General features: G+C 70.6%; 25 protein-coding genes. 9 read left to right on the top strand and 16 right to left on the bottom strand.

All coding sequences use genetic code 11. The annotated features are described in order from the left end of the window. Positions 1-144 precede the first annotated feature (144 nt). Positions 145-1,722: an LCP family protein gene (locus tag OHO27_RS24990; RefSeq protein WP_328427223.1), complete on the top strand. Its 1,578-nt coding sequence runs from the start codon at positions 145-147 to the stop codon at positions 1,720-1,722. Between the two features lie 21 nt (positions 1,723-1,743). Here OHO27_RS24990 and OHO27_RS24985 read toward each other — a convergent pair whose 3' ends face one another. Further along, positions 1,744-2,796, bottom strand: a complete 1,053-nt coding sequence (locus OHO27_RS24985) for a glycosyltransferase family 2 protein (RefSeq protein WP_328427222.1) — start codon at positions 2,794-2,796, stop codon at positions 1,744-1,746. A 141-nt stretch (positions 2,797-2,937) separates the two neighbouring features. On the opposite strand from OHO27_RS24985, the gene OHO27_RS24980 reads away from it, so the two are divergent. Further along, complete coding sequence (locus OHO27_RS24980; protein WP_443059585.1) at positions 2,938-4,392, top strand: LCP family protein; 1,455 nt, start codon at positions 2,938-2,940, stop codon at positions 4,390-4,392. Positions 4,393-4,434: 42 nt separating this feature from the next. Here OHO27_RS24980 and OHO27_RS24975 read toward each other — a convergent pair whose 3' ends face one another. Beyond that, entirely contained in the window at positions 4,435-4,992 is a 558-nt protein-coding gene (locus OHO27_RS24975; RefSeq protein WP_328427220.1) for an acyl-CoA thioesterase, read from the bottom strand. Between the two features lie 119 nt (positions 4,993-5,111). On the opposite strand from OHO27_RS24975, the gene OHO27_RS24970 reads away from it, so the two are divergent. Continuing rightward, positions 5,112-6,383, top strand: a complete 1,272-nt coding sequence (locus OHO27_RS24970) for an LCP family protein (RefSeq protein ID WP_328427219.1) — start codon at positions 5,112-5,114, stop codon at positions 6,381-6,383. Between the two features lie 62 nt (positions 6,384-6,445). Here the strand turns inward: OHO27_RS24970 and OHO27_RS24965 are convergent, their stop codons facing one another. Then, positions 6,446-6,808 carry a four-helix bundle copper-binding protein gene (locus tag OHO27_RS24965; protein WP_328427218.1) on the bottom strand — a complete coding sequence of 121 codons (363 nt, stop codon included), beginning with the start codon at positions 6,806-6,808 and terminating at the stop codon, positions 6,446-6,448. A gap of 219 nt (positions 6,809-7,027) precedes the next feature. Next, a complete protein-coding gene (locus tag OHO27_RS24960) occupies positions 7,028-8,185 on the bottom strand; it encodes an acyl-CoA dehydrogenase family protein (protein ID WP_443059584.1) in 1,158 nt (385 codons plus the stop codon). A 189-nt stretch (positions 8,186-8,374) separates the two neighbouring features. Here OHO27_RS24960 and OHO27_RS24955 point away from each other — a divergent pair, with 189 nt between their 5' ends. Further along, a complete protein-coding gene (locus OHO27_RS24955) occupies positions 8,375-9,718 on the top strand; it encodes a UDP-glucose dehydrogenase family protein (protein WP_328427216.1) in 1,344 nt (447 codons plus the stop codon). Between the two features lie 190 nt (positions 9,719-9,908). Here the strand turns inward: OHO27_RS24955 and OHO27_RS24950 are convergent, their stop codons facing one another. Beyond that, positions 9,909-10,409: a CGNR zinc finger domain-containing protein gene (locus OHO27_RS24950; protein WP_328427215.1), complete on the bottom strand. Its 501-nt coding sequence runs from the start codon at positions 10,407-10,409 to the stop codon at positions 9,909-9,911. Positions 10,410-10,525: 116 nt separating this feature from the next. On the opposite strand from OHO27_RS24950, the gene OHO27_RS24945 reads away from it, so the two are divergent. Continuing rightward, positions 10,526-10,885: a VOC family protein gene (locus OHO27_RS24945; protein WP_328427214.1), complete on the top strand. Its 360-nt coding sequence runs from the start codon at positions 10,526-10,528 to the stop codon at positions 10,883-10,885. 34 nt (positions 10,886-10,919) lie between these two features. Then, positions 10,920-11,306: a VOC family protein gene (locus OHO27_RS24940; RefSeq protein WP_328427213.1), complete on the top strand. Its 387-nt coding sequence runs from the start codon at positions 10,920-10,922 to the stop codon at positions 11,304-11,306. A gap of 63 nt (positions 11,307-11,369) precedes the next feature. Here OHO27_RS24940 and OHO27_RS24935 read toward each other — a convergent pair whose 3' ends face one another. Next, entirely contained in the window at positions 11,370-12,506 is a 1,137-nt protein-coding gene (locus tag OHO27_RS24935; protein WP_328427212.1) for a dipeptidase, read from the bottom strand. 145 nt (positions 12,507-12,651) lie between these two features. Then, positions 12,652-13,011: a MerR family transcriptional regulator gene (locus OHO27_RS24930; RefSeq protein ID WP_328427211.1), complete on the bottom strand. Its 360-nt coding sequence runs from the start codon at positions 13,009-13,011 to the stop codon at positions 12,652-12,654. Between the two features lie 80 nt (positions 13,012-13,091). Here OHO27_RS24930 and OHO27_RS24925 point away from each other — a divergent pair, with 80 nt between their 5' ends. After that, positions 13,092-14,246, top strand: coding sequence for an alkene reductase (locus tag OHO27_RS24925; protein WP_328427210.1), 1,155 nt, complete (start codon positions 13,092-13,094; stop codon positions 14,244-14,246). On the opposite strand, the gene OHO27_RS24920 is transcribed toward OHO27_RS24925, so the two are convergent. From OHO27_RS24920 to OHO27_RS24910, 3 genes are read right to left on the bottom strand one after another with little or no spacing between them, the layout of a single operon-like run. Continuing rightward, a complete protein-coding gene (locus tag OHO27_RS24920; RefSeq protein ID WP_328427209.1) occupies positions 14,195-15,379 on the bottom strand; it encodes a dipeptidase in 1,185 nt (394 codons plus the stop codon). The two genes, OHO27_RS24925 and OHO27_RS24920, sit on opposite strands and share 52 nt — an antisense overlap. 5 nt (positions 15,380-15,384) lie before the next feature. After that, complete coding sequence (gene purE / locus OHO27_RS24915; RefSeq protein ID WP_328427208.1) at positions 15,385-15,912, bottom strand: 5-(carboxyamino)imidazole ribonucleotide mutase; 528 nt, start codon at positions 15,910-15,912, stop codon at positions 15,385-15,387. Then, positions 15,909-17,048: a 5-(carboxyamino)imidazole ribonucleotide synthase gene (locus tag OHO27_RS24910; protein WP_328427207.1), complete on the bottom strand. Its 1,140-nt coding sequence runs from the start codon at positions 17,046-17,048 to the stop codon at positions 15,909-15,911. The genes purE and OHO27_RS24910 overlap by 4 nt, the downstream gene beginning before the upstream one ends. 197 nt (positions 17,049-17,245) lie before the next feature. Between OHO27_RS24910 and OHO27_RS24905 the strand changes: the two genes are divergently transcribed. Continuing rightward, on the top strand, positions 17,246-17,815 hold the full coding sequence (locus OHO27_RS24905) for a GtrA family protein (RefSeq protein ID WP_328427206.1): 570 nt from the start codon (positions 17,246-17,248) through the stop codon (positions 17,813-17,815). 68 nt (positions 17,816-17,883) lie between these two features. Here OHO27_RS24905 and OHO27_RS24900 read toward each other — a convergent pair whose 3' ends face one another. Together OHO27_RS24900 and OHO27_RS24895 are read right to left on the bottom strand one after the other, a co-directional pair. Beyond that, positions 17,884-19,158, bottom strand: a complete 1,275-nt coding sequence (locus tag OHO27_RS24900; RefSeq protein ID WP_328427205.1) for an ATP-binding protein — start codon at positions 19,156-19,158, stop codon at positions 17,884-17,886. 42 nt (positions 19,159-19,200) lie between these two features. Next, positions 19,201-19,878 carry a response regulator transcription factor gene (locus OHO27_RS24895; protein ID WP_328427204.1) on the bottom strand — a complete coding sequence of 226 codons (678 nt, stop codon included), beginning with the start codon at positions 19,876-19,878 and terminating at the stop codon, positions 19,201-19,203. A 488-nt stretch (positions 19,879-20,366) separates the two neighbouring features. On the opposite strand from OHO27_RS24895, the gene OHO27_RS24890 reads away from it, so the two are divergent. Continuing rightward, positions 20,367-21,863, top strand: a complete 1,497-nt coding sequence (locus OHO27_RS24890; RefSeq protein WP_328427203.1) for an oligopeptide:H+ symporter — start codon at positions 20,367-20,369, stop codon at positions 21,861-21,863. Positions 21,864-21,946: 83 nt separating this feature from the next. Here the strand turns inward: OHO27_RS24890 and OHO27_RS24885 are convergent, their stop codons facing one another. From OHO27_RS24885 to OHO27_RS24870, 4 genes are read right to left on the bottom strand one after another with little or no spacing between them, the layout of a single operon-like run. After that, complete coding sequence (locus tag OHO27_RS24885; protein ID WP_443059583.1) at positions 21,947-23,329, bottom strand: hypothetical protein; 1,383 nt, start codon at positions 23,327-23,329, stop codon at positions 21,947-21,949. Beyond that, positions 23,326-24,432 (bottom strand): hypothetical protein, encoded by a 1,107-nt coding sequence (locus OHO27_RS24880; RefSeq protein ID WP_328427202.1) that lies wholly within the window; start codon positions 24,430-24,432, stop codon positions 23,326-23,328. The genes OHO27_RS24885 and OHO27_RS24880 overlap by 4 nt, the downstream gene beginning before the upstream one ends. Continuing rightward, positions 24,429-25,283, bottom strand: a complete 855-nt coding sequence (locus tag OHO27_RS24875; protein WP_328427201.1) for a COG1470 family protein — start codon at positions 25,281-25,283, stop codon at positions 24,429-24,431. Before OHO27_RS24875 ends, OHO27_RS24880 begins: the two co-directional genes overlap by 4 nt. Before the next feature lie 31 nt (positions 25,284-25,314). After that, positions 25,315-26,010: an LPXTG cell wall anchor domain-containing protein gene (locus tag OHO27_RS24870; protein WP_328427200.1), complete on the bottom strand. Its 696-nt coding sequence runs from the start codon at positions 26,008-26,010 to the stop codon at positions 25,315-25,317. Between the last annotated feature and the right edge of the window lie 132 nt (positions 26,011-26,142).

Genomic DNA, 26,142 nt, shown 5'->3' with positions numbered 1-26,142 from the left:
GGACAGGGTGGTCCGACATGGTTCGCTCCACACCGGACAGGGAGGTCCGGCGCGGGGCGGAGCCGTGTCGGGCAAAGGGTGGGGAAGGGCAGACAGTTGGCGCAGAGCAGTGTGCGAGGGGAGGCCCCCGCGGTGGAGGACACCATGTCCCTCACGCCGCAGGCCGACCAGGACACGCCGGCCGACCAGGGCGGCCGGCACGGTGGCGGGGGTTCCGGGGGCGGCCGCGGGACCGACGGCAGGCCCCGCAGACGGCGGGCGCTGCGCTGGTCGGCGACGGTTCTGGCGGTGGTGATACTGGGCACCGCGGGTGCCGGGTATCTCTATTACCAGCACCTCAACGGCAACCTGAAGAAGGACGACCTCAACATCGGCGACGCCAAGGACCGCGCCGCCCGGACCGAGGCGAACGCCGCCGGTCAGACGCCGCTGAACATCCTGCTGATCGGCTCGGACGCCCGGGACAGCAAAGAGAACCAGAAGCTCGGCGGCGCCAAGGAGACGTTCGGCGGCATCCCCCTCGCCGACGTCCAGATGCTGCTGCACGTCTCGGCCGACCGCACCAACATGTCGGTGGTGAGCATGCCCCGCGACACGCTGGTGGACATCCCCAAGTGCACGGATCCGGACAGCGGGGACGTCTACCAGGCCCGCGAACGCGCGATGACCAACCAGTCGCTCGGCCGTGGCGGCCCGGGGTGCACGGTGGCGACGTGGGAGAAGCTGACCGACATCCACATCGACCACTTCATGATGATCGACTTCTCGGGCGTGGTGTCGATGGCGGACGCCATCGGCGGCGTCCCGGTCTGTGTGAACGCCAACATCCACTCAAAGGACAGCCAGGGCCACGGCTCCGGGCTGAAGCTGGAGAAGGGCACGACCTACGTCAAGGGCGAGCAGGCCCTGCAGTGGCTGCGCACCCGGTACGGCTTCGAGGACGGCAGCGACCTGGCCCGCGCCAAGGCGCAGCACCAGTACATGAACTCGATGGTCCGCGAGCTGCGCAAGAACGCCAAGCTGAGCAACCCGGGCAAGCTCCGCGCCCTCGCCGAGGCGGCCACCAACGCGCTGACCGTCGACCCGGGCCTGGGCACGGTGGCCAAGCTCTACGACCTGGCCGGCGAGCTCAAGAAGGTGCCGACCTCGCGCATCACCATGACGACGATGCCCAACCGCTACGTCGGTTCGCGTGTCGAGCCCACCGAGGACGCGACCAAGCTGTTCCGGCTGGTGCGTGAGGACATCGCCCTCGACGGCAAGGACAAGAAGAAGGCCACCGAGGAGAAGACCTCCACCGATCCGGCCGCGGCGGACGGCGAGATCGCGGTGCAGGTGCAGAACGGCACCCGCACCGATGTCCTCGCCCCGGCCCAGGGCCGCGCGACCACCGTCGCCGGGCTGCTCGTGGACAAGGGCTTCACCCAGGCCGTCGCGGACGCCTCGGCCACGCCGATCGCGGACACGACCCTCGTCCGTTACCCGAGCGCCGACCTGGAGGGCGACGCCCAGCGGCTCGCCAAGGCCCTCGGCATCCCGGCCGACGCCGTCGAGAGGTCCACGGACGTCTCCGGCGTCACCCTCGTCGTCGGCGCGGACTGGCGGGAGGGTACGGCGTACAAGGCCCCGAAGCAGGACGACAGGACGCCGGACACGGCGGAGGCGCTGAACGCCTCCGACACCAAGGCCTGTATGAAGGTCGACCCGGACTTCACGTGGTGACGGGCGCCCCGCCCAGCGGGCTCAACCAGCGCTGTCGACGCTGAGCACGGCCGGGCGTCGGGAGGCGATGACCTTCCTCGCCAGGGCTCGCGGGCTGGTCAGGAAGCCGTAGCCCCAGGACATGTGCATGGTGGCGAGGGCGACGGGGATCTGGAGGCGTGCCTTCAGCGGGAGGCCCTTGCCGGCCGGGAGCGAGCCCGCGGTGATGGCTGCGAGGTAGCCGCCGGGGACGACCAGCGCCCAGGGGGTGACCAGGGCGCCCAGCACGAGGCCGACCGCGATCGCGCACACCGCCGTCGGCGGGGCGAGGTAGCGCAGGTTGATGGAGCCGGCGTGGTAGCGGGCGACGACATGACGCCAGCGGCCGTAGTCCTTGTACTGCTTGGCGAGGGCCTTCACCGACGGCCTCGGGCGGTACGACACCTTCAGCTCGGGCGAGAACCAGATCAGCCCGCCCGCCTCCCGGATCCGGAAGTTGAGCTCCCAGTCCTGGGCGCGGATGAACTCCTCGTTGTAGCCGCCCTGTTGCTCCAGCGCCTCGCGCCGGAAGACGCCGAGGTAGACCGTCTCGGCGGGGGCCGCATCGCCGCCCGTGTGGAAGGCGGCGTTGCCGACGCCGATCTTCGAGGTCATCGCGGCGGCGACGGCGTGCTCCCAGTCGTTCTCGCCCTCGGCGTGCATGATGCCGCCGACGTTCTGCGCGCCGGTCTCCTCCAGGAGCCGTACGGCGGTGGTGATGTAGTTGGGCGAGAGCATGCCGTGGCCGTCGACGCGGACGACGATCGGGTGGCGGGAGGCCTTGATCGCGGCGTTGAGGGCGGCGGGGGTGCGGCCGGTCGGGTTCGGGACGGTGTGTACGCGCTTGTTCTCGGACGATGCCGTCTCGGCCACGAGCTCGGCGGCGATCTCGTCCGTGCGGTCCGTGGACGGACCGAGGGCGATCACGACCTCCATCTCGCCGGCGTACTCCTGCGCGAGGATCGCTTGGACTGCTCCGCGCAGATGCCGCTCCTCGTCGAGGACGGGCATGATGACGGACACGGCGGGGAGCTGCACGTCGGGATTGGCGTTCATAGGGGCCTCACGTTACCGCGAACGGGGGACACCGGTGCGCCCCGCCGGGGCTGGTGCTCCGGGCAGCAGATCGTATGGGCCTACGGTGCTCACGGATCCCACGTACGGCCCCCAGGGCAACCCCAGCGGAGGTATCCCCCCATGCCCACGCCGCCCCGCCGCTCTTCCGCCCCGTCGCAGCGCAGCCCGCGGCCGCCCCGTGGCGGGGCGCGGCCGGCCGCGCCCGTACGGCGGAGGCGGCCCCGGTGGGCCATGCGGGCGGTGACCACGCTGTCCGTCGTGGTCCTCGCGTCCGCCGGGATCGGGCACGCGGTGGTCACCAGCCTGGACGCGAAGATCGCGCGGGTGGACCCGTTCAAGGACATGAAGAACCGGCCTCAGGCCGGGAACGGGATGAACGTCCTGCTCGTCGGCACGGACGGCCGCGACCGCATCAGCGAGGAGGAGCGGCGCAGGTACCGGCTCGGTGGCGCCCCGTGTCACTGCACCGACACGATCATGATCGTGCACATCTCGGGGGACCGGGAGCGGGCGAGCGTGGTGAGCCTGCCGCGCGACTCGTACGCCGAGGTGCCCGCGGGTGAGGGCCGCAAGGCCCATCCCATCAAGATCAACGCGGCGTACGCGGAGGGCGGGCCGAACCTCACCGTGCGCACGGTCGAGCACATGACGCACGTGAAGATCGACCACTATCTGGAGGTCGACTTCACCAGCTTCATGAAGACGGTCGACGTGGTCGGCGGCGTGCGGATCTGCACGGCCGAGCCGCTGAAGGACTCCTACACCGGGCTGGACCTGCCGGCCGGCACACACCGGCTGATGGGCGGGGAGGCGTTGCAGTACGTCCGCGCGCGGCACGTCGACAGCGACTCCGACCTGGGCCGGGTGCACCGGCAGCAGCGGTTCATGGCGGCGCTGATCGAGCGGGCGACGTCGTCCGGGATCCTGCTGAACCCGATGCGGTTCAGGGACGTGACGCGGGCGGTGCTGGGGTCGGTGCGGGCCGACAAGGGGTTCGGCACGGGTGAACTGCTCGACCTCGGGCGGGCGATGCGGAACTTCTCGCCGTCCTCGTCGGAGTTCACGACCGTGCCGATCGGGCAGCTGGCATACGAGGTGAAGGGCCTCGGCTCCACGGTGAAGTGGAACACCTCACAGGCCGAACGCCTCTTCCGGGCCCTGCGCGAGGACAAGCCGCTGGCAGCGCAACGGCCGAAGAGAAGGGCCGTCCCGGTGGAGGTCGCCCCGCAGCAGATCCGCGTCCAGGTGGAGAACGGCACGGCGACGGCGCAGCTCGGCAAGCGGGTCGACGCTGCGCTCGCGGCGGCCGGGTTCCGTACGACGGGCCGCCCGGCGACCGCGGCGGACCGGTCCGTGAAGCGCACGGTCGTCGCCCACGACCCCGGCTGGGACCGCTCGGCGAAGTCCCTGGCAGCCGCACTCCCGGGAAGCGAACTGCGCCCCGTGAAGGGGCTGGGCCCCACCCTGAAGGTGATCGCCGGGACGGACTTCAAGAAGGTGCGCAAGGTCCGGGCCGAGGACCCGACACAGGGCCAGGCGACGGTGGTACGGGGCGACGAGGCGGGGTGCGCCTAGCTCGCGAGAGGCCCCGTTTTCCGGCGACCCTCGGCAGCCCCCTCAGTCCTCGTATCCCTCCGCCACCCTCTTCTCGCGCAGTTCCTTGATGGCGCGCCTGCGGGCCAGGCGGTGGGTGCGGCGGATCTGGGCCTCCTGGTTGCGGCGCTTGTCGCGTTCGGTTTCCGGGAGTACCTCGGGGACGCGTCGTGGCTTGCCGTCGGCGTCGACCGCGGCGAAGACCAGGTAGGCCGAGCCGACCTGGGTGGGTGGCGCGGACTCGTTCCAGCGCTCCGCCAGGACCCGTACGCCGACCTCCATCGACGTCCGGCCGGTCCAGTTGACCTGGGCCTTCACATGGACGAGGTCGCCGACGCGGACCGGCTCCAGGAAGACCATCTCGTCCATGGACGCGGTGACGGCGGGGCCGCCACTGTGCCGGCCGGCCACCGCGCCCGCGGCGTCGTCGACGAGTTTCATGATCACACCGCCGTGCACCGTCCCGAGCAGGTTGGTGTCGTTGTGGGTCATGATGTGGCTGAGTGTGGTGCGGGATGCGGAGGTGGGCTTGCCCGGGATCTCCGGAGTGCCCGACTCTGCGGCGGTGACCTGGTCTGTCATGGCCTCCACCTTATGCCGCGTCGACATTCGCGGACTTTGTGTTGGGTTCGCAACAGCCGTGCCTCTATTTTCCGCCGAACCTTGTAAGTGACCTGGCCATGCCCTGCACACTGGGGCGCATGAATGACTGGCCCCAGGCACCCGACGACAACCGCGGCAACCGCTACGGACGCGGCAGCGCGAGCGCGCAGCCCGAGAGCGCGCGCGTGATGCGGCAGGTCCGCCGCGGCCAGGCGGCGCCCCCCGGCCAGGGCTACGGCGGAGTGCCGCAGCAGCAGTCGTACGTGAACGGCCAGGGCCACGGCGGCTACGGCGACGACGGGTACGACAGCGGTTACAACACCGGCCAGGTGTACGGCGGTGGCGGGGGTGGCCGCGACGACGGGGGGATGCGCGAGCCGCGTCCCGCGCCGAACTGGCGGCGCCGTATCAAGGTGACGACCATCACGCTGGTGACGGTGTTGCTCGTGACGTCCGTCGCGACCTACTTCTGGGCCGACTCCAAGCTCAACCGCGAGGTCGACCTGTCAAAGGTCATCGAGCGGCCGGAGGCGGGCGAGGGCACCAACTACCTGATCGTCGGTTCCGACAGCCGCGAGGGGCTGTCCGACGACCAGAAGAAGGAGCTGCACACCGGGTCCGCCGACGGCAAGCGCACGGACTCGATGATGATCCTGCACACCGGCAGCAACGGCGACACCCTGATCTCCCTGCCCCGCGACTCGAACGTCACGATCCCGTCGTTCAAGGGCTCGGACTCCGGGAAGTTCTTCGAGGGCACCGGCAGGCAGACGAAGCTGAACGCGGCCTACGCGGAGGACGGACCCGAACTGCTGGTCCGTACCGTCGAGTCCAACACCGGTCTGCACATCGACCACTACGTCGAGATCGGCTTCGCGGGCTTCGCGAACATCGTGGACTCCGTCGGCGGTGTCGAGATCGACATCCCGCAGGACATCAAGGACTCCAAGTCCGGTGCCGACCTCAAGAAGGGCAAGCAGACCCTGAACGGCGAGGAGGCGCTCGCCTTCGTCCGCACCCGGTACGCGCTGGCCGGCTCCGACCTGGACCGTACGAAGAACCAGCAGAAGTTCCTCTCGGCGCTGGCCAACCAGGTGGCGACCCCGAGCACCGTCCTGAACCCCTTCAAGCTGTACCCGACGATGGGCGCCGGCCTGGACTCGCTGATCGTCGACAAGGACATGGGCCTGTGGGACCTGGCGTCCATGTTCTGGGCGATGAAGGGCGTCAGCAGCGGCGAGGGCAAGTCCATGAACATGCCGATCTCGGGCAACTCCGCGAACGGCAACCTCCAGTGGGACACCGCGAAGGTGAAGACGCTGGTGGAGCAGCTGAAGAACGACGAGAAGGTCACCGTCTCGGGCAACTGAGGCACCGACGGCGGCAGCGAGGGCACCCCGGCGGGGTGCCCTCGACCGTTGTCAGGCGGTCGTCACATCGTGGCGCCGGCCATCGCGCGGCAGGTCGTGGCGCAGCGGCGACACGCCTCTGCGCAGCGCATCATCTGGGGATCGTCCGGCATGGACATACACGCCTCCGCGCACATCTCGCAGGCCTTGGCGCACATCGCGCACATCTCGGCCGACATGGGCGAGCGGCGCATCATCATGTCCGCGCACATGCGGGTCGTCTCGGCGCAGTCCATGAGCGCCCGCATGATCTGCATCTGAGCCTGGCCGCCCATCTGCATGCAGGAGCTCATGGTCTCCTCGCAGATGCTGTGGCAGTTCAGGCACGCGTCGACGCAGTCCTGCATCTCCTTGCTCATCGCGGGCATCGTCTGGGGCTGGGTCATGGCTCCTCCTGGGGGGTGCGGGAACCCGGGGGCGGGCCCCGTGCCCTTCCGTCCTACGCCCGCCCGCCGCGCCGCGCCATCGGGCGGACGCGAACAATTCCCACCAGATGCCGCACAGGGCACGATTGCCCCTGTTCCGCCGCAAGACGGTGAAACAGGTCCAAACGAGTGAAGGGTGCCCGGAGGTCCGGGCACCCATCACCATCAAATCCCGTGGGGTTACGGCAGGTTGCGCGCCATGACGATGCGCTGCACTTGATTCGTGCCCTCATAAATCTGCGTGATCTTGGCGTCGCGCATCATGCGCTCGACGGGGTAGTCACGGGTGTAGCCGTAACCGCCGAGGAGCTGGACGGCGTCCGTGGTGACCTCCATGGCCACGTCCGACGCGAAGCACTTGGCGGCGGCGCCCAGGTAGGTCAGGTCGGCGTCGCCGCGCTCGGAGGCGGCGGCGGCCTGATAGGTCAGGGCGCGGGCGGCCGAGATCTTCATGGCCATGTCGGCGAGCATGAACTGGATGCCCTGGAAGTCGGCGATCGGCTTGCCGAACTGCTTGCGCTCCTGGACATAGCCCTTGCCGTAGTCCAGGGCGCCCTGGGCGATGCCGAGCGCCTGGGCAGCGATGGTGATGCGGGTGTGGTCCAGCGTCTTCATCGCGGTGGCGAAGCCGGTGCCCTCCTCGCCGATCATGCGGTCCGCCGGTATGCGAACGTTGTCCAGGTAGACCTCGCGGGTCGGGGAGCCCTTGATGCCGAGCTTCTTCTCGGGGGCGCCGAAGGAGACGCCCTCGTCGGACTTCTCGACGACGAAGGCGCTGATGCCCTTGGAGCGCTTCGTCGGGTCGGTGACCGCCATCACCGTGTAGTACTCGGACTCGCCGGCGTTGGTGATCCAGCGCTTCACGCCGTTCAGCACGTAGTGGTCGCCGTCGCGGACGGCCTTCGTCTTCATGCCGGCCGCGTCGGAGCCGGCGTCGGGCTCGGAGAGGCAGTACGAGAACATGCCCTCGCCCTTGGCGAGCGGCGTCATGTACCTCTTCTTCAGGTCCTCGGAGCCGGAGAGGATCACCGGGAGCGAGCCCAGCTTGTTCACCGCGGGGATGAGGGAGGAGCTCGCACAGACGCGGGACACCTCCTCGATGACGATCACCGTGGCAAGGGCGTCCGCGCCGGCGCCGCCGTACTCCTCGGGCACGTGGACGGCGTGCAGGTCGTTGGCCACCAGCGCGTCCAGCGCCTCACGCGGGAAGCGGGCCTCCTCGTCCACGGCGGCCGCGTACGGCGCGATCTTCGCCTCGGCCAGCGAGCGGATGGCGTCACGGAGCATGTCGTGCTCCTCGGACGGGCGGTACAGGTCGAATTCAGCCGATCCGGCCAAGGTCTCTCACGCTCCAAGGACGCTGTGCGGTCAGTGCGAAGCTGGCGCTAACTACCGTTAAGTAACTCAAATTTTAGGGGGCGGCCCACGGGAGGGATACGTGAGCTTGGCGACAGCGGGGAAGCTGCCCGTCAGAGCCTCCGACTATGCTCGGGGCCGCACGGCACCGTCCCCTTTTCTGGAGTCCCCATGGCCCTCAAGATCACCGTGATCGGCACCGGTTACCTCGGCGCGACCCACGCCGCGGCCATGGCCGAGCTCGGCTTCGAGGTGCTGGGGCTCGACGCGGTGCCCGAGAAGATCGAGATGCTCGGCGAGGGCCGGGTCCCGATGTTCGAGCCGGGCCTGGAGGAGCTGCTGCGCAAGCACGTCGCCGGCATCGAGGGCTCCACCGGGCGGCTGCGCTTCACGATGGACTGGGCGGAGGTCGCCGAGTTCGGTGACGTGCACTTCGTCTGTGTGAACACCCCGCAGAAGCACGGCGAATACGCCTGCGACATGAGCTATGTGGACGCGGCCGTCGAGTCGCTCGCCAAGCATCTGCGCGGACCCAACCTCGTCGTCGGCAAGTCGACCGTGCCGGTCGGCAGCGCGGACCGGCTCGCGGCCCGCATCCTGGAGCTCGCGCCGGGCGGCGGTGAGGTCGAGCTCGCCTGGAACCCCGAGTTCCTGCGCGAGGGCCTGGCCGTTCAGGACACGCTGCACCCGGACCGGATCGTGGTCGGCGTGCGCAGCGAGCGGTCCGAGAAGCTGCTGCGCGAGGTGTATGCGACGCCGATCGCGGCCGGCTCCCCCTTCGTCGTCACCGACTTCCCCACCGCCGAGTTGGTGAAGACCTCCGCCAACTCCTTCCTCGCCACCAAGATCTCCTTCATCAACGCCATGGCGGAGGTCTGCGAGGCGGCCGGCGGCGACGTGGCCAAGCTCGCGGAGGCCATCGGCCACGACGACCGGATCGGCAAGAAGTTCCTGCGGGCCGGTATCGGGTTCGGCGGCGGCTGTCTGCCCAAGGACATCCGCGCCTTCATGGCCCGCGCCGGCGAGCTGGGTGCCGACCAGGCGCTGACCTTCCTGCGCGAGATCGACTCGATCAACATGCGTCAGCGCGGGCAGATGGTGGAGCTCGCCCGGCAGGCGCTGGGCGGCGGCCCCTTCCTGGGCAAGCGCGTCGCCGTGCTCGGCGCCACCTTCAAGCCCGACTCGGACGACGTCCGGGACTCCCCCGCGCTGAACGTCGCCGGCCAGATCCACCTCCAGGGCGGCCAGGTCACGGTGTACGACCCCAAGGGCATGGACAACGCCCGCCGCCTCTTCCCGACCCTCGGCTATGCCGACACCACGATCGACGCGGTGCGCGGCGCCGACGTCGTACTGCACCTGACCGAGTGGCGGGAGTTCCGCGAGCTGGACGCGGCGGCGCTCGGCGAGGTCGCGGCGGCGCGGGTCATTCTGGACGGGCGCAACGCGCTCGACCCGGAGGTGTGGCGGAAGGCCGGTTGGAGCTACCGGGCGATGGGACGGCCGACGGCCTGAGTCACGGGGCCGGAAGGCCCTGACCCATCTCGCCGCAGCGCCCAGGCGCCGGCGCCGGAATGACTCCGCCGCCGAGACGGACGACGCCGTTTCGGCCGAGGCTCAGTCGGCCGAAACGGCGTCTTGTCGCATTCTGCCCCACCCGGACCGCCCGACGCGGAAGGGTCGCTCAACCCCGCTTGGAAAGGGCTTACTTCGCCCGATACCTCCGCATCTTCGCCCGCGCACCGCACACCTGCATCGAGCACCACCGGCCGCGCCCCGCCGGACTGCGGTCGTAATACGCCCAGTGGCAGTCGACCGCCTCGCACGCCTTCAGCCGCGCCCAGGTGCCGTCACCGAGCGCCTGGGCGATCGCCACCGCCACCCGGGACAGCAGCGAGCCGCCGTCCGCGGCGAGCAGGTCGGCGGAGCCGTCGGCCGCATCGACCGTGACGACCAGCGGACCCGCCGCCAGCAGTTCGCCGAGCGGCGTCGCCGCGCGGTGCGGCGGATGTCCCGCGTGGGCAAGGAGGGCAACGCGCAGGGACTCCCGCAACTCCCGCGCGCCGGGTATGTCCTCCTCGGCCAGCCCGAAGCGCGCCCGCCCCTCGGCCGTGTCCAGCGAGTCCGCGCCCGACTCGAGGTCCAGCGTGTTGACCAGGGACTCGACCAGCTCCAGGCCACCGGGCGCGGGCGATCTCTCACTCATGGCTGCACGCTACCTTCCGAATCCCCTTGCGACGTTACCCCCAATGCGGGAGGATGCGGTAACTGCGTTACCTGTTGATGCCGGACACAGGTAACCACCGCTTCGAGGAGGAAGCCATGGCCATCGCAGAAGTGGGCGCCGTCGTCCTGGACTGTCCCGACCCCCGCGCCCTCGCCGACTTCTACGCCCGCGTGCTCGGCGGCAGCGTCGAGGAGCAGGAGGACTGGGTGGACGTGAAGGTGCCCGGCGCTCCGACGCTGTCGTTCCAGGCCGCCCCCGGTTACGTACCGCCGCGGTGGCCGTCGCCCGAGCACTCGCAGCAGTTCCATCTGGACCTGACCGTCGAGGACCTGGACGCCGCCGAGAAGGAGGTGCTGGCCCTGGGGGCGAAGCCGCTGGAGACCGAGGACCGCTCGCGGACCTTCCGCGTTTACGCCGATCCGGCGGGGCACCCGTTCTGCCTGTGCGCCTGCTGAGTGCCGAGCACCCCGTGACCCCCGGGAGGAACCCATGGCCCGCGTGACCCGTCTGCGTTCCGTCGTCATCGACTGCCCCGACCCGCGCGCCCTCGCCCGCTTCTACGCCGGCGTCGGCGGCGGCACGGTAGAGGACGACGACCCCGAGTGGGTTGTGCTGCGGCTCCCCGACGGGCCGAGGCTCGCCTTCCAGCCGGCGCCCGGGTACACCCCGCCGGAGTGGCCGCGGGCCGACCGCAACTCCCAGCAGTTCCACCTGGACTTCGACGCGGGGTCCACCTGGGAGGAGGTCGAGGCGGCCCAGGAGAAGGTGCTGGCGCTCGGCGCGCGGTTGCTGCAGGCGGAGGACAAGGAGGACTTCCGGGTGTACGCCGATCCGGCGGGGCACCCGTTCTGCCTGTGCCGGATCGAGGAACCCTGAGCCCTCCAGCTCCCTCCCCCGTCTCTCCCGTCTCCCCCGCCACCGTCTCTCCCGTCTCCCCCGCTACCCGTCCAGCTCGGAGATCTTCATCGTCGACGGCGCCCGGCGCCGCTGTGCCTCCCGGGCCGTGAAGTCGGCCTCGCGCAGCACGCGCTGGACATTGCCCCAGGTCAGCAGCGCAATGTCGGCCTCGGACCAGCCCCTGCGCAGCAGCTCGGCGACGAGGTGCGGGTAGCAGGAGGCGTCGGTGAGGTCCTGTGGGTGGGCCGTGCCGGCGTCGTAGGTGCCGGACAGGCCGACGGACTCCGCGCCTGCGACCGCACGAACGTGGTCGAGATGGTCGGCGACGTCCCGGACGGACGGCCCGGTCTGCTCGGCGGTGAGCGGCACCATACACAGGCCGCCCACGGCGCCCAGCTCGGCGAGCAGGTCGTCGGGGAGGTTGGCCGGGTGGGGGCGCAGGGCGCGGGCGGCGGAGCGGGCGCACAGGACCGGGGCCTTGGACACCGCACACGCCCGGCGCACGGTGTCCGGGGAGGCGCCGGAGAGGTCGGCCAGTACGCCGAGACGGTTCATCTCACGCAGGACCTCCTCGCCGAACCGCGTCAGCCCCGCCTCGCTCGCCCAGGCGACGCCGGACAGCGTGAGGGCGCGCAGCCCCAGCCCGTGGAGGGAACGCAGGATCCCGAGCGAGTCACCGAGGGCGGCGGCCCCTGCCGGGCCCGGCAGGACGGCGATACGGCCGCAGTGGCGGACGTCGGTGATGGGGCCCGGATTGTCGGCCAGGCGCAGGCCCTCCGCGTGGGCCCGTACGACGGTCTTCACCAGGTCCAGCTGGTCCAGCGTGGCACCGACGGCCCGGTCGCCGTCCAGTCCGTCCGGCAGGTGCAGCGCCCAGAACAGCGCGCCGACATGTCCCTCGCGCATCCGCGGTACGTCCGTGTCGACGGCGCTCTCGCCGAGCTCCAGGTCGAACCAGGGCAGGCGGCGCAGCGCCCACGGCAGCCCGCTGTAGCCGTCGGCGACGGGATGGGCGGCGAGGAGGGCGTGGGCACGGTCGAGGAGGCTCGCCTCGGCGCCCGCATCCGGGCCGGTGACGGAGTCGGACGGGTCGGACGGCTCCCCGGGCGGCGGAGCGGGCAGGTCATCGAGTTCGCCGACCTCGGGGCTGGTGTCCGCTTCGTACTTGAGGTCTGCCATGGCGGTCTCCGTACGTGATCGGCGTGATGATCAGCAGTACGGTTCACCGTCGCACGGACCCGGACGGGCTTCCTGGTGGACGAGGCGTTCGGGGGTACCGCGCGCCGACGGGCTTGGAACGGCGTGTGCGGGGGTACCGCGCGCGTCAGCTCTCCCGCGCCGCCTCGATGACCTCGTCCAGGGTGTCGCGGGAGCGGACCAGGTCGGCGATCATCCGGTCGATGCGGTGGCGCTCGGCGGTGAGGTCCTCGACCAGGCGGGGCGTAGCGATGGCGGAGGGGCCGCCGTCGGTGTCCCGCATACAGGGCAGCAGCTGCGCGATCCTGCTGCTGTGCAGCCCGGCGGCGAACAGCTCCTGGATCCGGACGACCCGGTCGACGGCCGCCGCGGGGTAGTCACGGTGCCCGCCGGGGGTGCGCTCGGCGCGCAGCAGCCCCTGGGCCTCGTAGTAGCGCAGTGACCGCTCACTCACGCCGGTGCGCCGGGCCAGCTCACCGATCCGCATGCCGTGCCCCCTGCTTCCCTTGGTTCCCTGGTCCGTCCGGGCTTGAATCTGACACTGATGTCAACTTCTACGGTACGGCCATGACGCACACGACGGACAAGACCGCAGCCGTACGCCCCCTTCTCGCCCCGGCCCGCCTGGGCCCCCTGCACCTGCCGAACCACCTGGTCATGGCCCCGCTGACCAGGAACCGCGCGGCGGCGGACGGCACTCCGACGCCGCTGATGGCCACGTACTACGCGCAGCGTGCCTCGGCCGGGCTGATCATCGCCGAGGCCTCGACGCCGAACGCGGTCGGGCAGACGTATCCGCACATCACCGCGATCCACACCCCGTCGCACGTGGCCGGCTGGCGGCGGGTCACGGACGCCGTGCGGGCCGCGGGCGGCGGGCCGATGTTTCTCCAGCTCCAGCACGGTGGCCGGGTCGGGCATCCGGCCACCAGCGGGCTGACCCCCGTCTCACCTTCGCCCGTGCCGCTCCCGGAGACGATCTTCACACCGGACGGGCACCGCCCCGCCGTCGTCCCGCGGGAGATGACCGTCGACGACATCCGCGCCACCGTCGCCGACTTCGCGACGGCCGCACGCAATGCCGTGGCCGCCGGTTTCGAGGGCGTCGAGGTGCACTCCGCCAACGGCCATCTGCTGCACCAGTTCCTGGCCGGCAACACCAACCGCCGTACGGACGAGTACGGCGGCTCGGTGGCCGGGCGGATCCGGTTCGTGCGGGAGGTGGTCGAGGCGGTGGCCGCCGCGATCGGGCCGGAGCGGGTTGGGGTGCGGATCTCTCCCCGCAACACCGTCAACGGCATCGACGAGACCGACAGCGACACGCTCCACCCGGCGCTCGTCGAGGCGCTGGGCGGGCTCGGACCGGCGTATCTGCACCTCGTGTACGCCGACCCGGCGGACCCGCTGTTCGGCCGGATCCGCGCCGCCTGGCCGGGGACCCTGATCGCCAACCCGGTGCTCCCGGAGCTGTCCGCCGAAGCGATCGGCGACACATCGGCCCGGCTCCTCGACGCCGGTGCCGATCTGATCGCCCTCGGCCGTCCGTTCCTGGCCAACCCCGACCTGGTGCGCCGGCTTGCGCTCGGGGCGCCGCTCAACCCGGTGCGGGACAGGTATCTGATGTACACGGGCGGGGCGACCGGCTACACCGACTACCCCGCCCTCGACGATCAGCCGTCCAGTGCCTCGAGGGTCGCGTTGGACGGGCCGCGCGTGGCCTGAAGGTCGCGGGCCACGTCCTCCGCCGCGCCCAGCACCCGTACCGCGTTCTGCCAGGTCAGCTTGGCCAGGTCGGGCTTCGACCAGCCGCGGTCCAGCAGCTCGGCGATCAGGTTCGGGTAGCCGGAGACGTCGTTCAGACCGTCCGGGGTGAAGGCGGTGCCGTCGTAGTCGCCGCCGATGCCGAGGTGGTCGATGCCGGTGACCTCGCGCATGTGGTCCAGGTGGTCGGCGACCGTGGACACCGTGGCGATCGGGCGCGGGTTGCTCTCCTCGAAGGCGCGGTGCACCTTCATCGCCTCGGCGGTCGTGTCGAGGTGGTGGAAGCCGTGCGCGCGCATGTTCTCGTCGGCCGCGACCGTCCAGTCGACCGCCGCCTGGAGCACGAACTTCGGTACGAACGTCACCATCGCGACGCCGCCGTTGCCGGGCAGGCGCTCCAGGACGTCGTCGGGGATGTTGCGCGGGTGGTCGCAGACCGCGCGGGAGGAGGAGTGGGAGAAGATCACCGGGGCCGTGGAGGTGTCGAGCGCGTCGCGCATCGTCGTCGCCGCGACGTGCGAGAGGTCGACGAGCATGCCCTCGCGGTTCATCTCCCGCACGACCGCGCGGCCGAAGGCCGACAGACCGCCCACCCCGGGCTCGTCCGTCGCCGAGTCGGCCCACGCGATGTTGTCGTTGTGGGTGAGGGTCATGTAGCGGACGCCGAGCGCGTACAACGCCCGCAGCGTGGCCAGGGAGTTGGCGATGGAGTGGCCGCCCTCTGCGCCCATCAGGGAGGCGATCCGGCCCTCGGCGCGGGCCGCCTCCATGTCCGCCGCCGTCAGCGCCGGGCGCAGGTCGGCCGGGTGGCGGGCCAGCAACTGCCGTACGCAGTCGATCTGTTCGAGGGTGGCGCTGACCGCCTTGTCACCGGCGTAGTCGGAGCGCACGTACACCGACCAGTACTGCGCGCCCACGCCGCCCTCGCGCAGCCGGGGGATGTCGGTGTGCAGGTGGGCGCCCTGGTGGGCGGCGATGTCGCGGGCGTCGAGGTCGTAGCGGACCTGTTCGCGCAGGGCCCACGGCAGGTCGTTGTGGCCGTCCACGACCGGGAACTCGCGCAGGAGTTCCCGGGCTGCCTCCAGGGAGGTCATCGGCGTCACTTCCCCGAGCCGAAGCCGAAGCCGCTCGCGCCCTCTACCTTGGCGCGCAGGCGCTTGCCCTTCTCGGTGGCCTGGTCGTTCAGCTCCTGCTGGAACTCCCGCATCCGCTGGAGCAGGTCCTCGTCGTGCACGGCGAGGATGCGGGCGGCGAGCAGACCGGCGTTGCGCGCGCCGGCGACGGAGACCGTGGCCACGGGGACACCGGCCGGCATCTGCACGATGGAGAGCAGGGAGTCCATGCCGTCCAGGTACTTCAGCGGGACCGGGACGCCGATGACGGGCAGCGGCGTGACCGAGGCGAGCATGCCGGGGAGGTGGGCGGCGCCGCCGGCCCCGGCGATGATCGCCTTCAGACCGCGCTCGGCCGCCTGCTCGCCGTACGTGACCATCTCGCGCGGCATCCGGTGCGCGGAGACCACGTCGACCTCGTACTCGATCTCGAACTCGTCGAGGGCCTGGGCGGCGGCCTCCATGACGGGCCAGTCGGAGTCCGACCCCATGACGATGCCTACAACAGGGCTCATTCGGTGATGGTCCCTCTCAGGTAGCCGGCAGCGTGACGGGCGCGCTCCAGCACGTCGTCGAGGTCGTCGCCGTAGGTGTTGACGTGACCGACCTTGCGGCCGGGCTTCACGTCCTTGCCGTACATGTGGATCTTGAGCTGGGGGTCGCGGGCCATGCAGTGCAGGTACGCGGAGTACATGTCGGGGTAGTCGCCGCCGAGGACGTTGACCATGACCGTCCACCTGGCGCGCGGGCGCGGGTCGCCGAGGGGGAGGTCGAGGACGGCCCGGACGTGGTTGGCGAACTGGGACGTGATGGCACCGTCCTGGGTCCAGTGGCCCGAGTTGTGCGGGCGCATCGCCAGCTCGTTGACGAGGATGCGGCCGTCGCGGGTCTGGAACAGCTCCACGGCGAGGTGGCCGACGACGTCCAGTTCCTTGGCGATCGTCAGGGCGAGCTCCTCGGCCTTGAGCGCGAGGACCTCGTCGAGCTCGGGGGCGGGCGCGATGACCGTGTCGCAGACGCCGCCCACCTGCTGGGACTCCACCACGGGGTAGGCGACCGCCTGGCCGTGCGGGGAGCGGACGACGTTCGCCGCGAGCTCGCGGACGTAGTCGACCTTCTCCTCGGCGAGGACCGGGACGCCGGCGCGGAAGGGGTCCGCGGCCTCCTCGGCCGAGTCGACGACCCAGACACCCTTGCCGTCGTAGCCGCCGCGGACGGTCTTGAGGACGACCGGAAAACCGTCGCCCTCGGCCGCGAAGGCGACCACGTCCTGAGGGTCGGTCACGATGCGGTGCCGCGGGCACGGCACACCGATCGCGTCGAGCCTCGCGCGCATCACGCCCTTGTCCTGGGCGTGCACAAGCGCGTCGGGGCCCGGGCGGACGGGGATGCCGTCCGCCTCCAGAGCCTTGAGGTGCTCGGTGGGTACGTGTTCGTGATCGAAAGTGATCACATCGCAGCCCCTCGCGAAGTCGCGCAGCGTGTCGAGGTCGCGATAGTCGCCGATGACGACATCACTGACGACCTGCGCCGCGGAATCCTGAGGGGTGTCACTGAGGAGCTTGAACCTGATGCCCAACGGGATGCCCGCCTCGTGTGTCATACGAGCAAGCTGACCCCCGCCGACCATGCCGACTACCGGGAACGTCACGCCCCTAGGGTATCGGCCACTTCGCGGCGGCCGGTTTCCGTCCCCTGCCGCCGGCCCTCGCCGGTCTTCTTACCCGAGTTTTCCGGGTCTCTTCCCCGCCTATGAGCTTGCGCACAGGCAATCGTCGAGGGGGGTGGTTAGCATGGCTGGGTTGACGAAACCAACCGACAAACCGACCGACAGGAGCCTTTACGACCATGGGACGTGGTTCCTCGGGGCTTCATACGGCGCCTCCGGCACCCCGCAGTGCCGTGCGGCAACGCTTCGACCGGCTGGTGCGCGAGGTCGCCAAGTTCGGTGCGGTGGGTGGAGCGGGACTCCTTGTCAACCTGCTCGTGTTCAACCTGGTACGGCATGTGACCGACCTCCAGGTGGTGCGCGCGAGCGTCATCGCGACGGCGGTCGCGATCATCTTCAACTACCTCGGCTTCCGGTACTTCACCTACCGGGATCGCGAAAAGGGCCGCCGTACGAAGGAACTGGGCCTGTTCCTGCTGTTCAGCGCGGTCGGCCTGGTGATCGAGAACGGTGTCCTGTACGCGGCGACGTACGGCTTCGGCTGGGACAGCCCGCTACAGAGCAACATCTTCAAGTTCCTCGGCATCGGCATCGCGACGCTGTTCCGGTTCTGGTCCTACCGGACGTGGGTGTTCCGGGCGCTTCCCGCGGAGGAGGCGGTGGCCGGAGCGGAATCGTTCCTGGAGACGCCTCGGCGGGGTGCGCGGGGTGCGCGGGGTGCGGAGAAGCCGCGGGTGCGGGTGGGCTGACGCTGTCGCGTCACCGGCCTTCCTCGGGGCAGCCCCAGACGCTCTGACTTTGCCTGGCCCGGCTCTCGTCACCTGACCGTCTGACCCGACTCCTGGCCCGGTTTCTTCGGTGGGGGTGTGCGGGAGAGGAACAGGGCCAGTACCGGGGGCTTGGTCTGGAGCATTTCCAGGCGGCCGCCGTCCGCTTCCGCGAGGTCGCGGGCCACTGCGAGGCCGATGCCGGTGGAGTTGTGGCCGCTGATGGCGCGCTCGAAGATCCGGGCGCCGAGGTCCGCCGGGACGCCGGGGCCCTCGTCCGTGACCTCGATGACCGCCTGGTTGCCGGTGACGCGGGTGCGCAGCGCCACCGTGCCGCCACCGTGCATGAGGGAGTTCTCGATCAGGGCTGCCAGGACCTGCGCCACCGCGCCCGGCGTGCCGACCGCCTCCAGGTGCCGCTTGCCCGAGCTGACGATCGCCCGGCCCGCGCTGCGGTAGGCGGGGCGCCACTCCGCCAGCTGCTGCTGGATGACCTCGTCGAGGTCGAAGGTGACGGCCGAGCCGGTGCGGGGGTCGCGGGAGTTGGTGAGGAGGCGTTCGACGACGTCCGTGAGGCGCTCCACCTGTGTCAGGGCGATCGTGGCCTCCTCCTTCACCGTGTCGGGATCGTCGGTGAGGGTGATCTCCTCCAGGCGCATGGACAGGGCCGTGAGCGGCGTGCGGAGCTGGTGGGAGGCGTCCGCGGCGAGGCGGCGTTCCGCGGTCAGCATGCGGGCGATGCGCTCGGCGGAGGAGTCGAGGACGTCCGCCACACGGTCCAGCTCATGGACGCCGTACCGCTTGTGCCGGGGCCGCGGGTCGCCGGAGCCGAGACGTTCCGCCGTCTCCGCGAGGTCGGTGAGCGGTGAGGCCAGCCGGTTCGCCTGGCGCACCGCCAGCAGGACCGCTGCGATTACCGCCAGCAGGGCGACCGCCCCGATGATCAGCAACGTACGGCCGACCTCGCGCGTCACCGACGAGCGCGGCTCCTGCACGGTGACCGTCTCGCCCTCCTCGCCCGTCTCACTGGCGCTGATGACGTCACCGGTCGGCCGCTCGCCCACCTCGATCAGGGGCTTGCCCGGGATGCGGATCCGGGCGTACCGGTCTCCCTGGATCTGGTCCCGCAGCACGGCAGCGTTCACGGTCTCGTCGCCGAGCAGCCGGCTGTCCACGATGCTGACCAGCCGCACCGCCTCGGTGTCCACCCGCTCCTGGGCGGTGCTGGTGATGGTCCGTGTCTCGACGATGACGAGTGACACGCCGAAGACGGCGATCACCACGAGAACCACGGCGAGGGTGGACTGGATCAGTCGGCGGCGCATGTCCTCTTACTTACCTGTGTGCCATGCCGGTACGGCAGTGGCTCAGCTCTTCTCGAAGCGGAAGCCCACGCCCCGCACGGTCGCGATGTAGCGGGGGTTCGCCGCGTCGTCGCCGAGCTTCTTGCGCAGCCAGGAGATGTGCATGTCGAGCGTCTTGGTCGAGGACCACCAGGTCGTGTCCCAGACCTCCCGCATCAGCTGGTCCCGGGTGACGACCCGCCCCGCGTCGCGCACCAGCACCCGCAGCAGGTCGAACTCCTTGGCGGTGAGCTGGAGTTCCTCGTCGCCCATCCACGCGCGGTGGGACTCGACGTCGATGCGCACCCCGTGCGTGGCGGGCGGCTGCTGCGGCTCGGCGGCGCCGCGCCGGAGCAGGGCCCGGACCCGCGCGAGCAGTTCGGCGAGCCGGACCGGCTTGGTGACGTAGTCGTCGGCGCCCGCGTCCAGGCCCACGACGGTGTCCACCTCGTCGGCACGCGCGGTGAGGATGAGGATCGGCACGGCGTGAGCGTCGGCACGCAGCCGGCGTGCCACCTCCAGGCCGTCCATGCCGGGCAGGCCGAGATCCAGCACGACCAGGTCGATCCCGCCCTGCAGTCCTGCGTCGAGCGCGGTGGGGCCGTCCTCCCGCACCTCGACCTCGTACCCTTCCCGGCGCAGTGCGCGGGCCAGCGGCTCCGAAATGGACGCGTCGTCCTCGGCGAGCAGTACACGGGTCATGAGCTGATGGTAGTCCGCCCATGACAAGAGCCGGGGTGTGATCGGACGCCTGGGTTCTTACCCGACTCGAGTGAATCTCTTACCTTGGGCCGCAGTGGTACAGACCACGTCTGCGAAGTGCGATCCTGGGAAGGACCTTCGAAAGGGTGCCTGCGGTTCCCTCGACACCTGTGATCCGCATCTCAAGTCCTTCCATTTCAGGCGGTGTCCTGACGTATGGTGACTCTACGCCTGTAGCACTGCGGGGACCTTCGGCGCATTTGACGCTGAGGGTCTCTTTTATGTGCGCACTGCATAAGGAATGACCTGTGGCCGGGCCCCCGAAGGCGGGGGCGTGGATCCCGACGGTCGCCGTCTTCCCCTCCGAGACCCGGAGCGGACTGCCCCCGGGCGTGGGGCGGACGGCCGTGTCCGCCGGTGCCGGCCGCCCCCCACCGGGCGCGTGACCGCTCTACGTCGATGCGCGTCCCGACCAGCAAGGAACGACCATGGCGTCCAGCCTGACGAAGGACTCGGCCCGCCCGGGCACCCCCGGCACCGAACGGACCTTCTTCGGCCACCCCCGCGGACTGGCCACTCTCTTCATGACCGAGATGTGGGAGCGTTTCTCCTACTACGGCATGAGGGCTCTGCTCCCGCTGTACCTGGTCGCTCCGGGCGGCCTCAACCTCGACGCGGCGACGGCGACCGCGATCTACTCCGTGTACGTGTCGCTGGTGTACCTGCTCGCCATGCCCGGCGGCTGGTTCGGTGACCGCGTCTGGGGTCCGCGCAAAACGGTCGCCATCGCCGGCGGTGTCATCATGCTCGGCCACCTCACGCTGGCACTGCCCTCCTCCGGCACCTTCTACGGCGGTCTCGGCCTGGTCGCGATCGGCTCGGGTCTGCTGAAGGCCAACATCTCGACGATGGTCGGCCACCTCTACGACGGACCGGACGACCCGCGCCGCGACGGTGGCTTCACCGTCTTCTACATGGGTATCAACCTCGGTGCCTTCGCGGCCCCGCTGATCATCGGCACCATCGGTGAGAGCGTCAACTGGCACCTGGGCTTCGCGCTCGCCGCACTCGGCATGGCGCTGGGTCTCGCCCAGTTCCTGATCGGCTCCCGCCACCTGGCCGAGCGTTCCAGTGTGGTCCCGACGCCGTTGTCCGCCGAGGAGAAGACGTCCACGCTGCGCAAGGCGGGGATCTGGGCCGGTATCGCGGTCGTCATCTACGCGTTCGTCGGCTTCTCCGGCAACTACACGCTGAACTGGATCCTGGTCCCGCTGACCCTGCTCGGCGTGATCATCCCGACCATGGTTCTGGTCCGCATCAAGCGCGACAAGGACCTGGACCGTCCCGAGCAGTCGAAGATGTCCGCGTACATCTGGTTCTTCGTCGCCGCGGCCATGTTCTGGATGATCTACGACCAGGGCGGCTCGACCCTGTCGCTCTTCGCCGACTCCTCCGCAGAGAACAGCGTCTTCGGCTGGGGCTTCCCGGTCTCCTGGTACCAGTCGGTCAACCCGGTCCTGATCATGGCGCTGGCCCCGGTCTTCGCCTGGTTCTGGCTCGCGCTGAACCGGCGTGGCAAGGAGCCGAGCACGATCGTGAAGTTCGCTTCCGGTCTGGTGCTGGTCGGCGCGTCCTTCTTCCTCTTCCTCGCCCCGCTGACGATCGCCGAGGGCGGTCACAAGGCGGCCGCGATGTGGCTGGTGGCGATCTACTTCACGCAGACCGTCGGTGAGCTGCTGCTCTCCCCGGTGGGCCTGTCGGTGACGACGAAGATGGCTCCCGCGAAGTACGCCTCGCAGATGATGGGCGTCTGGTTCCTGGCCGTCACCGCGGGTGACGCCACGACCGGTCTGCTCTCCATCGCCGGGGTCGACCTCAACAAGACGAACATCGTCGCCATGGAGGCCACGCTCGCCGTGGTCGCCGGTGTGGCGGTGTGGATGTACCGCAAGAAGGTCAAGGAGCTCATGGGCAACGTCCGCTAACGCGCTGCCAGAGCCTACGGAGGCCGTTGCACCCGGTTGGGTGCAACGGCCTTTGTGCGTTTGCGGGTGGGTTCGCGGGCGGGCTAACGCGCCCTGCGTCCGGGCATGAACGTGAACACCGCCCCGCCCAGCAGCAGTGCCGTCCCCGCCACCAGACCCAGCGCCTTCAGGGACCCCTGGTCCTCCGCGCCGGTCGCCGCCAGGCCGCCGTCCGTCGACGAACCGCCCGCCGAGCCGCCCGCTGAACCGCCCGTCGAGCCGCCGCCGGACGCGCCGCTCGCCTGCTCGCTCGTGTCCAGCGTCAGTGACACCTCCGACTTGGCCGGTGTGCAGGTCGTCGTCGTGCCGAGGGCCTCGATCGTCAGCACTCCCGGGGAGAGGGTCGACTCGCCGCTCGCGCCCGGCTTGTAGGTGCCCGTGAGGTCGGGGATCTCGATCGGGTCGCCCGACTTGATGGCCTCGGAGTTGGTGGGCCCCTCGACGTGGACCGTGCCCTTGTCGGCGCCGCCCAGGGCGACCTCCATCGAGGGCTTGACCGAGTCCTTGGGGATGTCGGCGGGGCTGTCCATCACCGACTTCTTGAACTGCACCGTCAGATCGAAACTCCCGCCGTTCTTCTTGGCGTTGATCTGGACCGGCGAGGTCGCCTCCTTGTCGCCGATGGGCGTCTTGCACTTGTACGGGACCTGGACCTCCTTGCCCGTGAAGTCGGTCTGGCCGCCGTCGCCGCCCCCGGTGCTCGTACCGCCGGTGTCCCCGCCCGTCTCGCTCTCACTCGGCGCCGGGTCCGAGGGGCTCGACGACCCCGTCGGCAGACCGGTCGGCACGCTCGTCGGCAGCGTCGGGACGACCGTCGGCAGGCCTCCCGTCGTACCGCCCGAAGTCCCGCCCCCGTCCGTCACCTTGATCGTCGCGGCCTTCTGCACCGTCTCCTTCGGCGCGCACTTGGTGTCCGTGGAGATGGGCTTGTTGACGTTGATGTTGTACGCGCCCGGCGTCAGGGTCACCTCACCCGGTGCCGTCAGCTTCAGCTTGCCCTTCATGTCGGACAGCTTCATGTCGCTGCCCTTGGGGATCGCCGGGTTCTCCCGGGGCCCCTGCATGGCGACGTCCGCGGTCTGCGCACCGGCCGCCTTCAGCGTTCCCGACGGCTGGACCGTGTTCGCCTGGAGGTCGAGGATGTCGGGGTTCTTGGACGCGGCCTGGACGAACTTCCAGACGATCTCCACCTCGTCTCCGACCTTCGCCTCCGCAGGCGCGGTGATCTCCACCTTCGTCGTGCCCTGGACCGGCGGCAGCCCGGAGATGGCGGGCGGGATGCACTCGGTCGCGTACGCCACCTCCGCGGCCTGGGCGGGCGCGGCGGACACGCCGAGCAGGATGCCCGCGCCGCCTAGCATCAGCGCGACGCCCGCCGCTACACCTCTTCTCGGGCGTGCCGGTGTGACTCTCCTTCGCTTGCTCACGGGGGTCCCTTCCTGGTCGGAGTCGACGGAGTCGTGGGGCCCGTCGAACTCGTCGGGCTGTCGTCGTGCGGTGCGGAGAGCCGGCCGGACGTGCCCGGATCGCTGTCCGGGGTGAACCACGGCAGGGTCGAGGAGGAGGAAGAGGGCAGGGCGTGCCTCGCCTCTTCGCGGGGCTTCAACCCCGGTATGCGCAGGACCGGTTGGGGCAGCCGGAACCCGCGGCGGCGGGCGGTCTGCCGCGGCCGTACCCGGTCCACCACCGCCAGCCCGACGCGGAACACCGCCGCCGGTACGACCAGACAGACCAGGATCCAGAACAGCGTCACGCCCCAGGGCCGGCCCACGCCCCAGGGCTGTTCGGCCATCACCTTGCCGCCGTACTTCAGGGAGACCGTGTAGTCGCCGTGCGCGCCGGCCGCGAGTTCCACCGGCAGCTCGATCCGCGCCTTCCTGCCCGGCTGGATCGTGCCGCGCCACTGCTGTTCCTGCCACTGCGGCGCGAACACGCCGTGGGAGGTGCCGACCTGGAAGACCGGGTTCCTGACGGGTGAGGTGCCGACATTGCCAACTGTGAACACCAGCGTCCGCGCCGGTGGTGCGCCGAACCAGGTGAGCAGCCCGCTCGAACCGTCCAGCCGGGTGTCCGTGAGGACCGACAGGCGTCCCCCGGCCGGCTCCGCGGGCAGCGGCTCGACCGCGTGCCCGGCCACCTGGAAGATCGCGTCGGCCTCGGCCTTCGCTCCGGTCACCGTCGCCACATGCACCACGCACGGGCACGGCACGGGCGGCTCGGCCACCGGAAGTTTCCGGCTGAAGCGTCCGTCCGCGTCCGTGGTCACGGCCCTGCCTTCCGCGTTGGCGCAGGAGTTGGTGCCGCCGCTCACGCCGGTCGACGGTACGGACTGACCGCAGATCAGGATCATCAGCAGGGTGCGGTCCCGCCAGCCGCTGCCGGTCACGGTGATCGAACCGCCCGTCCCCGCCTGGGACTTGGACAGCCTGACGGTGGGCGGGCCGTCCGCTGCCGACGCGTTCAGGGCCGTCACCGGCGACAGCAGCGCCAGCACGGCCGGCAACACCGCGATCCGCACCCTGGCGTTCACGTCCCCACTCCCGTCAACTCGGCTTGCTTGTAAGGCTGTTCCGTTTCGGCCGACTCACCGCCGCCAGGCCTACGGCGCCCTCGATGCCGTACGACGAGCAAGGCGCCCACCGCCGCCACCACGAACCCCCCGGCCCCGGCCACCGCATCCCACGGCACGAACAGCGCGGACGCCCGCGCCGTGTCGTTCGCCCCGCCCGCCGCAGTCACCGTCAAGCGCACGTCGACCGCGTCGAGCGCGGGCCGGTCCGGCCAGGGCTCGGTGAGCTTCGTACGGCTGCCCGGGGGCAGGTCGACGGAGAGGGGGCGCGGGGCGCGGTCGAGGAGGCGGCCGAAGACACCGTCGGCGCGGATGGCGAGGCTCGGGGCGAGGGCGGTCGTACCCCTGTTGACCAGCTCGTATGTGATGCCGTCGGGGTGCACCCGGACGCGTTCCACCGTCAGCGCGGACAGCTCCGGGCCGGTCACGCGCAGGCGGAGCGGGACGGTCTGCGCGCGGCCGTCGGCGTCGCGGGCGACGATCTCGCCGGAGCGGTCGCCGGGGGCCGTGCCCGGCGGGACGGTCACCGTGAAGGGGACCTCGGCACGGGTGCGGGCCGGGATCCGTACCGCGCTGTCGGCGAAGGCGATCGGGACGCCGGCGCCGTGCAGCCGTACGGTGACCGGCTCGCCGCCGCGGTTCGTCACGGACACCGTGTCCTGCTGGACCGTCCCGGGCGCGCCCTCGGCGTAGAAGGACGGCCGCCCGCCGCCGGAGGGCGCGACGGTCCAGGCCTCGGCGGCGGTCGCCGCGGGAGCGGCCGCCAGGAGGAGCAGCAGGGACAGGCACAGGACACGGACGGCTGACGACATCGGCGGCTCCAGCGGTGATCAGGCGTGCAGGTCAGCGGCGTACCGCCTGACCCCTCCGCGTCAGCCACAGCGCGCCTGCCGCGCCCGCGAGCAGCACCGTGCCGCCGAGAGTGCCCAGGGCGATGGCCGAGTCCTCGGGGCCGGTCTGCGGGAGCTCGGAGCCGGAGCCGGAGCCGGAGCCGCCCTGGCCGGAGCCGCCCGTGCTGCCGCCGCCGGACGCCGCCGTCACGTCGAGGGTGAGCGACGGGCCGGGGCTGTTGCCGGGCGTGCACGTGGTCGTCGTGCCGAGCGCCTTGATGGTGAGCACACCCGCCGTGAAGGTGACCTTGCCGGTCTTCTTCGGGGTGTACGTGCCCGTCAAGTCGTTGATCTTGATGGGGGTGTTGGCGGGAATCGCCTCCTGGTTGGCCGGGCCGGTGACCGCGAGGGTGCCGCTGTCGGCGCCGCCCAGCTTGATGGTGGCGCTCGGTTTCATCGCGCCCTTGCCCAGTTCGACCGGGCTGGACGAGACGCCCTTCTGCCATGACATGGTGATCTTGTATCCGCTGCCGCTCTTGACGCCCTTGATGTCGATGGGCGAGACGGCGCTCTTGTCGCCGATCGGCGTCTTGCAGGCGTAGTTGACGTCGACGACTTCGGCCCGGGCCGCGGGGGCGGCCATCAGCACCGCCGAGCCGGCCAGGGCCGCGGCCGTCGCGAGCGCGGCGGTTCGCTTCTGCTTCGACACGGTCCCCTCATTTCCTGACGGCACATCAGATCGGCCGTCAAGGTACGCCCGGCGCCTTGAGGAGGGAAGACACGGCGCACGCCGGAGTTGTGACGATCCGGCGTGCGCCGCAGGGGTTCGGGTGGAGAGCCG

The organism is Streptomyces sp. NBC_00443 (assembly GCF_036014175.1).
In the GTDB taxonomy this organism is placed as follows: Bacteria; Actinomycetota; Actinomycetes; order Streptomycetales; family Streptomycetaceae; genus Streptomyces.
This window is presented reverse-complemented; position numbering and strand designations above follow the sequence as displayed.